The sequence below is a fragment of the Dysgonomonas hofstadii genome (assembly GCF_014196915.1).
Lineage (GTDB): Bacteria > Bacteroidota > Bacteroidia > Bacteroidales > Dysgonomonadaceae > Dysgonomonas > Dysgonomonas hofstadii.
In genome coordinates, this window is record NZ_JACIEP010000003.1 from 41,798 (window position 1) to 55,243 (window position 13,446).

At 34.8% G+C, this 13,446-nt stretch carries 14 protein-coding genes; all 14 read right to left on the minus strand.

What is annotated here, in order from left to right:
• Positions 1–10: 10 nt before the first annotated feature.
• The 14 genes from GGR21_RS04560 to GGR21_RS04625 all read right to left on the minus strand — a co-directional run bounded on the left by GGR21_RS04560 (position 11) and on the right by GGR21_RS04625 (position 13,401).
• Positions 11–715, minus strand: a complete 705-nt coding sequence (locus tag GGR21_RS04560; protein ID WP_246347993.1) for a WbqC family protein — start codon at positions 713–715, stop codon at positions 11–13.
• Entirely contained in the window at positions 703–1,827 is a 1,125-nt protein-coding gene (locus tag GGR21_RS04565; protein WP_183306012.1) for a DegT/DnrJ/EryC1/StrS family aminotransferase, read from the minus strand. The genes GGR21_RS04560 and GGR21_RS04565 overlap by 13 nt, the downstream gene beginning before the upstream one ends.
• Positions 1,828–1,912: 85 nt before the next feature.
• Positions 1,913–2,767, minus strand: coding sequence for a glycosyltransferase (locus GGR21_RS04570; protein WP_183306013.1), 855 nt, complete (start codon positions 2,765–2,767; stop codon positions 1,913–1,915).
• Between the two features lie 28 nt (positions 2,768–2,795).
• Positions 2,796–3,653 (minus strand): glycosyltransferase family 2 protein, encoded by an 858-nt coding sequence (locus GGR21_RS04575; protein ID WP_183306014.1) that lies wholly within the window; start codon positions 3,651–3,653, stop codon positions 2,796–2,798.
• Positions 3,654–3,705: 52 nt separating this feature from the next.
• Positions 3,706–4,560, minus strand: a complete 855-nt coding sequence (locus GGR21_RS04580; protein WP_183306015.1) for a glycosyltransferase family 2 protein — start codon at positions 4,558–4,560, stop codon at positions 3,706–3,708.
• Entirely contained in the window at positions 4,557–5,480 is a 924-nt protein-coding gene (locus tag GGR21_RS04585; protein WP_183306016.1) for a glycosyltransferase family 2 protein, read from the minus strand. Before GGR21_RS04585 ends, GGR21_RS04580 begins: the two co-directional genes overlap by 4 nt.
• Positions 5,477–6,439, minus strand: a complete 963-nt coding sequence (locus GGR21_RS04590) for a glycosyltransferase family 2 protein (protein WP_183306017.1) — start codon at positions 6,437–6,439, stop codon at positions 5,477–5,479. The genes GGR21_RS04585 and GGR21_RS04590 overlap by 4 nt, the downstream gene beginning before the upstream one ends.
• Positions 6,436–7,218 carry a glycosyltransferase family 2 protein gene (locus GGR21_RS04595; protein ID WP_183306018.1) on the minus strand — a complete coding sequence of 261 codons (783 nt, stop codon included), beginning with the start codon at positions 7,216–7,218 and terminating at the stop codon, positions 6,436–6,438. The genes GGR21_RS04590 and GGR21_RS04595 overlap by 4 nt, the downstream gene beginning before the upstream one ends.
• 7 nt (positions 7,219–7,225) lie before the next feature.
• Positions 7,226–8,434, minus strand: coding sequence for a glycosyltransferase (locus GGR21_RS04600; protein WP_183306019.1), 1,209 nt, complete (start codon positions 8,432–8,434; stop codon positions 7,226–7,228).
• Between the two features lie 8 nt (positions 8,435–8,442).
• Entirely contained in the window at positions 8,443–9,558 is a 1,116-nt protein-coding gene (locus GGR21_RS04605; protein ID WP_183306020.1) for a glycosyltransferase, read from the minus strand.
• A 7-nt stretch (positions 9,559–9,565) separates the two neighbouring features.
• The gene (locus tag GGR21_RS04610) at positions 9,566–10,276 is read right to left on the minus strand and encodes a class I SAM-dependent methyltransferase (protein ID WP_183306021.1); all 711 of its coding nucleotides are present in this window, start codon (positions 10,274–10,276) and stop codon (positions 9,566–9,568) included.
• Complete coding sequence (locus tag GGR21_RS04615) at positions 10,266–11,156, minus strand: class I SAM-dependent methyltransferase (protein ID WP_183306022.1); 891 nt, start codon at positions 11,154–11,156, stop codon at positions 10,266–10,268. The genes GGR21_RS04610 and GGR21_RS04615 overlap by 11 nt, the downstream gene beginning before the upstream one ends.
• Positions 11,157–11,261: 105 nt before the next feature.
• Positions 11,262–12,524: an ABC transporter ATP-binding protein gene (locus GGR21_RS20880; protein ID WP_183306023.1), complete on the minus strand. Its 1,263-nt coding sequence runs from the start codon at positions 12,522–12,524 to the stop codon at positions 11,262–11,264.
• A gap of 16 nt (positions 12,525–12,540) precedes the next feature.
• Positions 12,541–13,401, minus strand: a complete 861-nt coding sequence (locus GGR21_RS04625; RefSeq protein ID WP_183306024.1) for an ABC transporter permease — start codon at positions 13,399–13,401, stop codon at positions 12,541–12,543.
• Between the last annotated feature and the right edge of the window lie 45 nt (positions 13,402–13,446).

Below are 13,446 nucleotides of genomic sequence, written 5' to 3' on the forward strand. Positions count from 1 at the left end.
TTGCTAATTTTCAAATTAATTTATATTCATTCAGCATTCTTTGTATATTATCTGTCGAATTAAACATCATAACATCCAGAATCGACAGCCAAGGTACAAATTCATTTTTAAACTGTTTATATTCAATAGGATTGCTTGATATAAAGTTCAGGATTATATTTTCTTTTGCAAATTCGTTTTTGTCATACAACGATTGCCCTCCTATTGCATTATAATAGTTTTTTGCGTCTAATGATTTGCAAAGGGCTATTACCTTATCCTGTCCTTTCAGCGAATGATCAGTGTCAATCGCAGATGATATGATCAGTTCTGTTTTTATACCTAAGAAAACGCGAACCTTGTCTATCGAATTATATATATATTTGGCCAGGTTACATTCCTCATAATTGACAATATCCTCGATTAGAGGTATTATTTCCTGAAAATACGGAGCCTTCCTGTACGACTCTCGTATCTGGTTGAGAAGTTTCTTCTTATCGAAATTTTGAGAAACGCTCCTGTCTTTTATATCGAGGTAATCCGAATCTTTTTCTACAGGAACGGTTATCAGTACATCTTTTCCGTTTTTGAGAATGCGATTGCGATTGATCCACCCCTTTTTGGTGTATTGTATATTGTCATATATCACATATTTATCAACAGCATTCATCAGTTGGAAATACCCGATATATGGCAGGAAATAAGGTTGCATTATTCCTATAGTCATTTCTTCCATGGCTTATTTCTTATCAGATCGCAAATCCGTTCTACTTCTTCAAATTCAAGATTAGGATAGATCGGCAGGCAAACGATCTCCTTCGATACCTGTGTAGCTACAGGGAGGTTTGATACGCTGGCAGATGGTAATCCTTTATAGGTTGGGAAATCGCTGATAAGAGGATAAAAATAACGGCGTCCGAAGATATCGTATTCCTGTAGTTTAAAATAGAGGTCATCACGGCTTATGCCGTATTCGGCGGTATTGATACGTACAGGGTAATAAGGATAGGTATGTTTTATATCATCTGCTACTTCCATTACGGTAATACCCGGAATATTTTTCAGTAGATTATCATATAATTCTGCCAGTTCCAGCCGTTTCGCTATATAGCTGTCAACATATTTCAGTTGAAGAGAACCATAAGCAGCCTGTAATTCGTTCATCTTGGCATTGATACCGGGTTCTATGACTGTGACTTCATCGCGGAAGCCGAAATTTTTCAGTAAATCGATACGCTGTTTGGTCTTCTCATCCTGACAAACGATTGCTCCGCCTTCAATGGTATTGTATACCTTTGTGGCATGGAAGCTTAGAATGGAAAGATCACCCCAGTTCATCACCGATTGTCCGTTTTTCCTCACAGCAAAGGCATGGGCGGCATCATAGATTACACGTAAGCCGTATACGTCGGCTATACGTTGTATCTCCTCCACATCGCACGGATTGCCATATACATGCACGGGCATGATCGCTGTGGTTCGCGGAGTGATGGCTGCTTCTATTTTTTTCGGATCGATATTATAATATTTGTCATCGATGTCAACGAATACAGGCTTGATGTTGTTCCACCACAGAGAATGTGTTGTTGCTACAAAACTGAAAGGTGTTGTTATCACTTCCCCGGTGATGCGTAGTGCCTGAAGAGCTGTAATAAGCGCCAGTGTTCCGTTAGAGAATACAGATATATATTTTACACCCAGATATTCGGCCAGTTCTTTTTCAAACTGTTCGTGAAAAGGTCCGTTGTTTGTCAGCCATTTATTATCCCATATCTTTTGCAGGTAAGGAATAAATTCTTCCAACGGTGGAAGGGCGGGCTGGGTGACCATTATTTTTTTATTGCTCATATGTTTTCTTGTTATGAATTATGAGTTATAAATTATGAGTGTTTTAATGTTTTTCAATTCATCATTTATAATTCATAACTTATAATTAATTTACTATTTTCCTGTATATACTCCTTATAAACGCAGGGGTAATGTTTTTTATCCTGCCTTTCAGCGATTTATCGCCATAAAGGAGAATTTCCAGCCTCCGTTTATGTTTTGTAAATACTTCTGTATATTTATAGTTGAAATATTTATCATATTCGTTTATCAGTTCGATGATGCGGATAAACTGTTCTTTCTCGTCCATACGTGACCATTGGCCGTTATCGTGTATGCGGTACGCCGAGGTTACTTCTTTGAGGTATAGCAGCGGGCCAAACTGTCCCATATACATACCCAGCATCCAGTCGGCAATTTCCATGTCAAAAAGCTTCGGGTCGATATTACGGATATACTCTCCTCTGAATACACAGCAGGAAAGGTTTCCTATGCGATTACCTAAGGCTAGCTGCTCTGTGGTTATCCGTTCATAATCAATGTTACTCTCCCAATCGAATAACTCTTCTCTGTTCTGATCTTCAAACAGGCGCAAATGCCTGTTGTAACTCATAGAGCAACAATATTGTTGTTCCAGGAAATTTATATGATTTTGTAGATGATTCGATTTTATCCAGTAATCATCACCTTCCATTATGGCCACATAGTCTCCTGTGCAGGCGGCAAATGCCAGTCGGTAGTTTTTATTATAACCTACGTTGTGCTCTTTTTGCAGGTATATAAAAGAAAAGGACGTTTTACTTTCGTATTCTCTGATTATGTCGACGGTATTATCGGGTGAACAGTCATCGGCCACAATAATCTCCACTTCATGCCCGGTTTCCTGCATCAGTATGCTTTCGACAGCCTGACGTATATAATTGGCATGATTATATGTGATTAATATGACGTTTATTTTCATAACAGTTTGTATTTCCGTCTCTTATGTTTCAACCCTTTTTAGAGAATATCCGGTGGTAAAGTTTTTTTAATCCGTTATATGGTGAAAAAAGAATACGTCCAAGCCTGTATTCTTTTGTATTATAGTGCCAGCTTAATTCCCGTTTATAGGTTTCGGCTTCTATACGATCTTTTACCGGATTGAAATATTCCAGAAACAAAGGTACATGATTCCTGAACATTTGCAGAAGCATTGCGTCGTTTTTTTCTGTGTGCCGGGCAATATCTGCTGAGCGTGACACTGCTTTTATCCGGTAATAATAATGAAATGCATTCAGTTTTACTACCTTATCGGCTGGCTTGATAAGTGATAGATAAAAATCCCAGTCTTCGATTCCGTCAATCATATTGGGATTGTATCCTCCGGCCTCAATAAAATCAGATCTTTTGAATATAGCTGAATTGAAAATCTGGTTTTCGGTCAATATTTTTCTGAATTCAAATTCAGAATTGATCTTTTTCTCGTTTACATCGCCAAAAAGTATTGTATCGCTATATATTAATTTTATTTCCGGGTCGTTGGTAAAAGTTGCAATAGCTTTGCTGAAATAGGAAGGTCCTATCTTATCGTCTCCGTCGAGAGGTATGATATATTTTCCTGTAGCCTGTTCTACTCCGAAGTTCCGGGTATTGCACACGCCGGAGTTTTCTTTCCAAAAATACTTGAAGCGGCTGTCTTTTTCAGTCCATTGCCTGGCTACTTCCTCTGTATTATCAGGTGATCCATCGTTTACAATGATACATTCCCAATGAGGATAATCCTGATCGAGAACAGATTGCAAGGCCTCGGGCAGATATATTGCCTGATTGTAGCATGGAACTATGACGGATATTACAGGATTTATCATGATATGGGTTGTATAATTCTATTATCCAAATGTAGGCAGATAGACAAATTAGTTATGAAAATAATGATTTTATTTTATCCATTGCTTTATCTATTTTCCTGTATTTTTTATATTTATCGGCAATGTGATCGAATTCGTGCTTGGGTGTGAAATAGTCGAAGAAAGTAGATTCCAGATTGATACCTCTTCGTCTGGCTGAACTGAACACAACTACCCATGCCCAATAGTATGCTTTGCGGGCATTCTGGGTTGTTGAAATACCACCCTCATGTATACGATAATAATAGAGAGCTTCATCCCAGAATAATGTTTTTCCTATATCATATAGTTTTAGGTATAGGTCTTGATCGACAGCCCTTTGCAGATAAATATCTATGCCTTGGGTCTTATTATAAAAATCTTTTTTGAAAGTGCTGAAATGAGTGATGGCTCCATCCAGATTGAAAAATAAGAGATTGTGAGGATCTACATTTCGTGCTACCGGATATTCCCTGGTGATTTTCATGTTTTCATCGCATAAATACGATTTTGAGTGAATAAGCGAATAATCGGGATTTTCTGTATGTAATTCAACCATTTTTGATAAAGCGTTGTTTGCCAGTGTGTCATCTGGGTCGAGAAATCCGCATATTTCTCCATTTGCTTCATCCGCACATCTTTTTTTCGCGTATCCGGCTCCTTTATTTTTATTATTGTAGAATATCCTGATGCGTTTATCGTTTTCTACAGCTTTGTATATTTCCTTTGAATTATCAGAAGAACAGTCATCGACAATTATAATCTCCCAGTTTTCATAAGTCTGGTTATAGATTGAGTTTAATGTTTCCTCCAGATATTTGCCATTATTATAGTTTGCTATCAGAACCGAAAATAATGGTTGTTTATTCTTTTCGTTTAAGATACTCATAAAAAAGCCTGTCCTCCCTTTTTTGATAACGTCCTGTTTCTGTGAATATTTGGCAACAGAAATATAATTTTATAAAATACGACGATATTGATTAGTAGTTTTTCAAATGAAAGGCGTAGTAAATTTTTCAGAGATGATGATATATTTGAAAAAATGAATCTACCTACACATTTGAAAAAAGATTCGTGAATATTGCATAAACCAAGTAAAGATATAACTAATTCTTTGCTTTTTTTGTTTACGAAGGATGGTTTTCTCCATTCACTGCGGTTTCTGTCGTGAATTCCAAAAACTTCGGGATATAATCCTACCTTTTTATTATGATATTCGAGTCGTTGTATGTAATTTTCGTCTTCTCCGTAGTGAGGGAATAGCGGGTCGAAGATCCCTACCGTTTCGATGCATTGACGAGATACGAGCCATAATGCCGCATTGACAAATTTAACGGGATATATTTTGTCTTCGGGCTTCCTTTTTGTAACAAGATCAGAAATCAACCCCGGACATCTGTCGGGTAATATATAATATGAGAAATTGAAATCAAGGTTTTGTTCTGTTCCGTCAAGATGTATAGGACTCAGAATCCCGTATTCTGTATTTTCCTGCATCTTTCCGATGAGTTTTTCTATCGTATCGGGTCTTACCCAGGCGTCCTGGTTGAGAAGAAACACATAGTCTGCATTCTGCTCCAAAGCATATCTCAGGCCGATATTATTGGCTTTTCCAAATCCAAGATTTTCCTTGCTGTCTATTAAATGGATTTCGGGATAATTCTCTTTTATGAAAGATATTGTCTGATCGGATGACTTATTGTCGATAACAACAATCTCTACGGGGACGGAGGAATCCTTAAGGCTGTCGAAACATTTCCGATACCATTTCATTCCGTTGTAGGTGACAATTATTGCTATTGTTTTCATTTGAATACTATATGCTTTATGTTTGTCAGAATTTGTATTATAGCTTTACCCTTCGAGGTTGAATATTTTAAAAATAAGAAATAATTTTTAATAACCTTACTATATTCTTTTTTCAAGGTAAAAAAATAGGCTTCGTCTGCATAGTCGTTTGCCAGCTTTTGCTTATTGATGATATTTATTTCGTGATCTATATTTATCTTTTTTAAAAATTCGTTATATCTTAGACGTACGTCGATATGCGGTTGTTTGTAAGTCGGTACATCTTTTGTCCACACCTTAGACACTACACTCTGGTCATGGTATCTAAAATAATTCAGCTTCTTGGCAGAAAAACTAATTTTACCCATAGACGATATTTTCAACCAGGTCATCCAGTCTCCAATATATCCAATATTGGTATCGGCTCCACCAATCGTCTCAAATGTACTTTTTCGAAAAAGTACGCCGCTGGCATTGGGAATTGTATTTTTATGGATCAAAAATTTCCTGATAAATTCTTTTCCTTCCATGGTGAAGTCTTCTGTAAAAATATTATCAAGGTCGTATTCTTGTGTATGGGAAAGCCAATCTCCGGTTACATCCCCTTTATTGTTAACCCGGTAAGACTGACAAAAAGATAAAACAATATGATCATCAGATATAATATTTTCATATAAAGTAGTAAGAAGGTCGGGGGATGCGAAATCGTCACTCTCGGCTATTAAAACAAACTCCCCTTTAGAAAGAGATACGCCTTTGTTCCATTGAATAAAGGTAGATCCTGAGTTTGCCTCATTATATATAATGGTACTAATATGGGGATGGTTCCTGTATTTTTCTATTATTTCTTTACTGTTGTCTGTTGATTTATCATCCAGAATAATAACCTCAAAATCCTTGAAATTTTGGCTCAATATAGACTCTATCCTTTGTTCTAGATAAAAGGCGTGGTTGTAATTAGGAATAATAACAGAGATCATAATATTTTCTTTGCTAAACGTTTAAGAAAACGCAGTGGTTTTAGAATTATATTCCCTATTTTATAATCTTTAGAAGACAGAATATTTTTCAGAAACATATTCTCTAGCTCTAACTCACTCTTTTTGTTGAGTTCATCAAATGAATATATTTCTTTAAAATACCAATCATCTTTGGATGTGCTAATACCGGACAAATCATTGTATAATACGATAGTTCGGTCGTAATAACATATTTTCAGATCAGGGGTGGAAAAGCACCGTATATTAAAATCCCAGTCGGCATATATTGAAAAATGTAAGTTATATTGTCCCAGCCTGTAAAATATCTCTTTTTGATAAAAAATTGCCTGATGGCATATATTCATCTGTTTATTTAATCTCTCCCGGGTAAAATACCCGGCATGGAATTTTTCCTTTCCAATGAAATAAGCATTTCCATATGCTACATTGCAGTCGTTCTCAGAAATAAAGGAAATGATATCTTTTAAAACATTATTATCGTACAGGCGATCGTCACTTCCAAGGAAATAGAGCCATTTCCCATTTGATTTATCTATCCCTTTATTCATGGCGTCATATACACCTGTATCTTTTTCGGAAAATATATGGATATTGCTATTTTTGTATTCTTTTACGATATTAATTGTATTGTCAGAAGATACACCATCCATAATCAGCACTTCATAATCTGTATATGTTTGCGATATAATACTGTCGAGGCAATCTTTTATCGTTTTTTCCGAGTTGTATGTGGGTATGATAATGGATAAGGAATACATATTTCTTTTAAATTACAGATTCTTTATTCAGAATAGATTTATATAATTCGATGTACTTATCTGTTTGAATTTTTATATTAAAACGAGATAATATATCTTCTCTGATTTTATTATTATCGAAATGTGTATTAATCGCTTCTTGTATTGCATTAGCCAAATCATCTGATGAAAAATGATCTGTAATAATTCCATTGAATCCTGTTCTTATTACATCCAAAGCACCTCCTGTAGGGAATGAAACAACAGGAGTCCCACAAGACAGGGATTCGATAATTACCTGACCAAAAGTTTCTTCTATAGAAGGCATTACAAATATGTCAGCAGCAGAATATATCAAAGATAGTTTATTTTCATCATGTATAAGCCCCAAACTGAAAATGTTCTTTTGAAGCCATTCGGGTGAATTTCCAAAGGCGCAAAATAAATAATTGGAAAAGTCAGGTCTATTTATTGCTTCGAGCAATAAATCCATACCTTTTCTCTTAACAAGCAATGCTTCGGCTCCGAATAAAATGATTCTTTTATCAAGGGGTAATCCTAGTAATTCCCTTGCTTCTTTTTTATCGAACTGTTTAAATATATCGGAATCTATCCCGTTTTGTATGACGGTAATAGGGTTCCCTTTCAACAATTCGCTTTTTTCAGCTTTCGATTTAGTCCAGTTTGAAATGGCAACGATGTTAATTTTCTTCCCTGTCAGGCTATTTTTCCTTATCTTATAATTTTTCTTTATCATGTTATGATATGTCCCGAAAGGAAATTCTTTTTCATAATGATTGCCTCCACCGCATATATATAAGTCTGCCATTCTCCAGACCACAGGTTTTTTGTTTTTTCTAAAAAAGCTAGGTTCGTCTAAAAAACCTGAAACCCAATTCAATTGTATTATATCGGCTTCTTTGTAAAGGGGGTGCTTGGTAATATCATATATTGTTTGAGGATTTGTAAAAGCCTCAACAGGATATTTTTGGCGAAATGTACTGAATTTCGAAAGCTTTTTTTTATAGTATCTTGATTTTAAACTCCTGTATAATCCATCGATTCTATTTTTTATATTATTCCAATAGTCGAACTGATATGTTTCGGGTATATCCTTTGTTTTATGTAATAATAGAACCTTTGAGTCAATACCCTTTTCTATAAGAGTTTTATGGATGCGCATGCATGCATTTGCTGCACCTCCCGTGTCTTTGGTATTGACATGTAGTATTTTCATAGGTGTAGTTATTTTATTACATCATGAATAACCTTATTCAAATTATCCATATGTATTTCCATCCTATATTTTTCAAATATATTTTTACGTCCGGCTTTACCCATTTTCTCTGATAAATCAGGATTGTCCAGTAGTTTTATCATGTTTTCAGCCATACCATCTACATCGTGTTCATCTACTAAAAATCCGGTTTCTCCATCAATTATAACATCTGGTATGCCTGCATGTCTGGTAGAAATAACTGGTAAAGCTGCAGCGGATGCTTCTAATATAGCAACAGGAGTTCCTTCCATATCGCCATTTGCTGCTGTAATTGAATGTTGAACATAGGCTTTCGCCTTTTCATAATACGATAGTAATTCAGCATGACTTAAAGCTCCTAAAAATATTACGTTATTCTCTAAAGCTAATTGTTTTGTCATATTAATGCAGGTATTAAAGAGGGGACCGTCTCCTGCCATATATAATTTTGCATCGGGATATTTTTCTACAATTTTTTTTAATGCCAGAATCGTGTAATAAGGAGCCTTTTTATCGACAAATCGACCAACAGAGAGGAATGAATTCTCTTTATAGGTCGGTTGAATATCAAAAAAATCATCTTCTGGCCCATAAGTTATATATTCAAGTTTCTCGGCAGAACATCCCATATCAATCAGGCGATTGTACATTTGTCTGGATACTACAATGATTTTTGAAGAATGATCAAAGAGTCTTTCATATTGCTCCTTATAATTTTCAATAATATCATTTACGGAAATATCTGCTCCATGAAAATTGACTATAAAAGGAATGTCTAATTTCTTGCAAATATTGGTTATAGCTGCTCCTGTAGGGCCATATTCAGCATATACAACATCTATTTTGTGTTTCTTGAAAGAATTAATTAATGCTTTCTCTTTTTCTGTATATTCCGGTTTCTTTTTTAGAATTCTTTCTTTTATATAGCGGATTATTCTCTCTTTTTTATTTAGTCCCAATAAAGCCTCTTCTTCCAGGAAGATGGGCAGATATCCTCCATAATAGAATTTGACATTCGCATCAAAATATTTTTTGTGATTTTGAATAAATGTTTCAGAATATGCATTCAGATTTGGAGATATGAGAGCTAGGTTTATTTTCATATTTTACTTATTTGATAGCCTGTACAAATAGGTTGGTAATCATTAAGCCTTCGTGAAAGTTAGTCGGCGGTTTATCTTTTTTTAATAAGTATTTGATAATTGGTTTTAGTATAACAGATAAATATTTTTTTTTCTTAGCAGACAAGCCACTTCTTCTAACCCATAATCCTAACATTTGAGCCATACTGGCATGCCATCCTCCACCTGCATAAATTTTTATATCCCTGAATCCAGCTTCTTCAAATAAACGCTTTACTGCAAAAGGAGTGTATCTGTATTCATCATGAGGTGTCTCATGAAGTGGCCAAAGAAAAGGCATGGAGAGAAATATATATCCATCTTTCTTTAGTACCCTTTTCATTTCCTGAAGAATTTCGGCAGGATAAGGACAATGTTCCAGCACTTCAGTTGCAATGAGGGTATCATAGCTTTCATTACTGAATGGTATAGTTTTTCCATCCCATGTATAATCGGGTCTAATGTCTTTGTTGTATTCTATTGCCGTATCTATGTCTAGCCCTGTATATGTCTCAATCTGGCTGTTTTCAAAAATGTACTTACGATAAGGCATCTGCCCGCATCCGACATCAAGTAGGCTACCTTTGAAATATGTCAAACTTTTCTTTATAAAATTAAATATAGATGTGCGAATAAAGTATCTGTCTAAATTATTCGTTATAAAAGGGATATCTGTAAAATTGTCGTATTTATTTGTCATCCTTTCTATATATAGCTAATATATTTCTTCCATCGATAGATGAGCTAAATTTTTTCACAATCTTATATGTAGCTCTTCTTACAATTTTACCAATTACACTTTTTCCAAAGAAATAGTTTATTTGTACATTAAACCAGTGATCATAATGGTTATTTGGCTCAATGTATAAATTGTCATTTTTTAAAGAAAAGAAACGAGGCAATCTCTTTAATGATTTTTTATTCCATAAACCTATATGATGCGGAGGTAAATTCAATGTGTGATAAAGATCATGTTTAAATAGGTATGGGTTGTTGTTGGGTACTCCTATAATCAGTTTTCCGTTGGGTTTGAGAACTTGTACACAAGAATCAATAAAAGATTGTATATCGTAAACGTGCTCTAACACCTGAAAAGCACAAACAACATCAAAAGTTTCAATGTTTTCCTTTGAAAAATGCTGAATATCTGATTTAACAACTGGAATGTTTTTTTCTTTGCATTGTTTTATTGCTAAATCGTTATATTCCAATCCTTTTATATTAGTAGTTTTATTTAATAGTTTTTCCAGAAAATAGCCGGAACCACATCCTACATCCAATACAAAGTCATCTTTATTTATTTCATCTAATGCTTTTTGATGTTCCCACCTCCACGAATAATATGATTTGGGACGCATTTGTAATTCTTCATAGAATAAGTCATCTCCTGCGAGTGTAGCAGGGTAATAAAAACGATATAAAGAATCTTTACATTTATAAATTATTACATCTTTATTTAAAAAATATTTTTTTGTATCTATGCCAAGATCTTTTTTATATAAATCAATTATGATTTGATGATTTAATTTTTTTACAACTTTGGCATTTTTTCTACCTGTTACAGGGCTAATAATATTCATTGTATATATGTTTTGTTAATTAATTTAACCAGATTCTTTATATATTGTTTATATCAATATATCTTCTTTGAGAGAATGGTATAAACTAATTTGATAAACTTTAGTTTATTTTTCTATATTCCAGAATGAATTTTCTACGTAAGTTGCATTATTGGGATACCAATAATAATCTCGCAGATTTCCAAAAACTTTGACTTCGAAGGAAACAATGTCGATCAGAGTTTCATATTTTGTTTTGGTTTTATTATCAGCAAAATGTACAATTAATCGATAATTATCAGGATATAAATGAATTTTAGGTATAGTAGATTTTATTATATATTTCCCTGGCTCTTTACAGAATGGAATTTCTTCACTTAAATTTAAAATATGCAAAACCGGAATATTTCTTGAATTAACTATTTGATAAGAAATTGCAGCGGATTGTACATATATAGGATTCTCTATTTCGAAAATGAACTCCATTCGTTCACCCAATTGCTGAATGTTACCTGCATGAGATGATATGCATTCTACTTTTGTAATAGTTGGTTTGTCCGAATATCTGTTATTATTAATGTATATATTGTCAAATTGAGCAGAAGATAAGTATCTTTGAATTACATTCTCTGTTTTATCGATCATCTCAACTTTGCCATCTGCCAATAAAACACTATTATTAGTCAACGTAGAAACAGCCTGCATATTATGGCTTACGAATAATACAGTTCTTCCTGCTCCTTCCGAAACATCTTTCATCTTTCCTATTGCCTTCTTCTGAAATTCAGCGTCTCCTACAGCCAATACTTCGTCTACAACCAATATCTCAGGTTCCAGATGAGCGGCTATAGCAAAGCCCAGGCGTACTGTCATTCCCGAGGAATAGCGTTTTGTTGGGGTGTCTATGTATTTTTCTACTCCGGCGAAATCAATTATTTCATCGAGTCTACTCGTTATCTCCGTTTTGGTCATACCCATTATAGTACCGTTCATGTAGATGTTTTCCCTGCCTGTAAGTTCGGGATGAAATCCTGTGCCGACCTCTAACAATGAACCTATGCGTCCTTTAGCTCTTATTGAGCCTTCTGTAGGAGCAGTAACCCGTGATAACAGTTTTAACAAGGTTGATTTCCCGGCTCCGTTCTTTCCTATTATTCCAACAATATCGCCTTGTTTTACCTCAAAGGAGATATCTTTTAAAGCCCATACATATCCGCTCTTTGTTTTTTTTGAACGGTCGTTAACTTCACCTATTTTAAGATATGGATCATCTTTTCCTCTAACAAGATGCCACCATCTGTTTATATCGTGGCTAATTGTACCTGTACCGACTGTTCCTAACCTGTACTGTTTTGATATACCATCAAATTTTATCGCTATATCTGACATATGTTCAGTATTTCAATTATACAATATCGATAAATTTCCGTTCCATTTTGTTGAAAATCCAGGAACCGAATATGACTAGAACAATGGTTACAACAAAACTATATCCCAGAGCCCACCACGAAAATGCTCCTTCTCCCATAAAGGAGTATCTCATTGTTTCTACAATAGATGTCATTGGATTGAGTTCTACGATCCACCGGAAGCTTTTGACCTTATTAGGAATAGCTGAAAGCGGATAGGCAATAGGAGTGGCATACATCCATAATTGTGTGAGAAATCCGAATAGTATAGCCAGATCCCTGTATTTTACTGTGAGAGAAGATATGATGATACCAAAGCCAAGTCCCATGAAAGCAGACATCAATATAAGAAGGGGGAAGAGAAGTATGGTTGCGTTCGGGTTTATATTTGCTCCCTGGTTGATGTAATAAATATAAATGCCTAAGAATAGGGCAAATTGTATTCCTAATTTAAGTAATCCGGATATTAGCCCTGATATGGGAACAACCAACCGTGGAAAATACACCTTGCTGAAAACTCCGGCATTTCCAGCAAAGGTTGATGATCCCCGTCCCATACATTCCGAAAAGTAGTTCCAAAATAATAATCCCGACATATAGAATGGTATGTGAGGTATGCCATCAGTCGATATATTGGCGATATTCCCAAAAATAACGAGATACATCAGTGATGTAAATAGTGGCTGTATTACATACCATAACGGCCCTAAAATCGTTTGCTTATACTGGGTTACTATATCGCGACGAATATACATTCTCACAAGGTCTCTGTATTTCCATACTTCCTTGTAGTTTAAAGAGAACTTTTCATTCTTGGGCTTTATGATAATATCCCAATGCTCTTTTTCAACTTCCATTTGTTTCAATATGACTTTTCTGATTTGTTTGTGTCTAAATCCCAA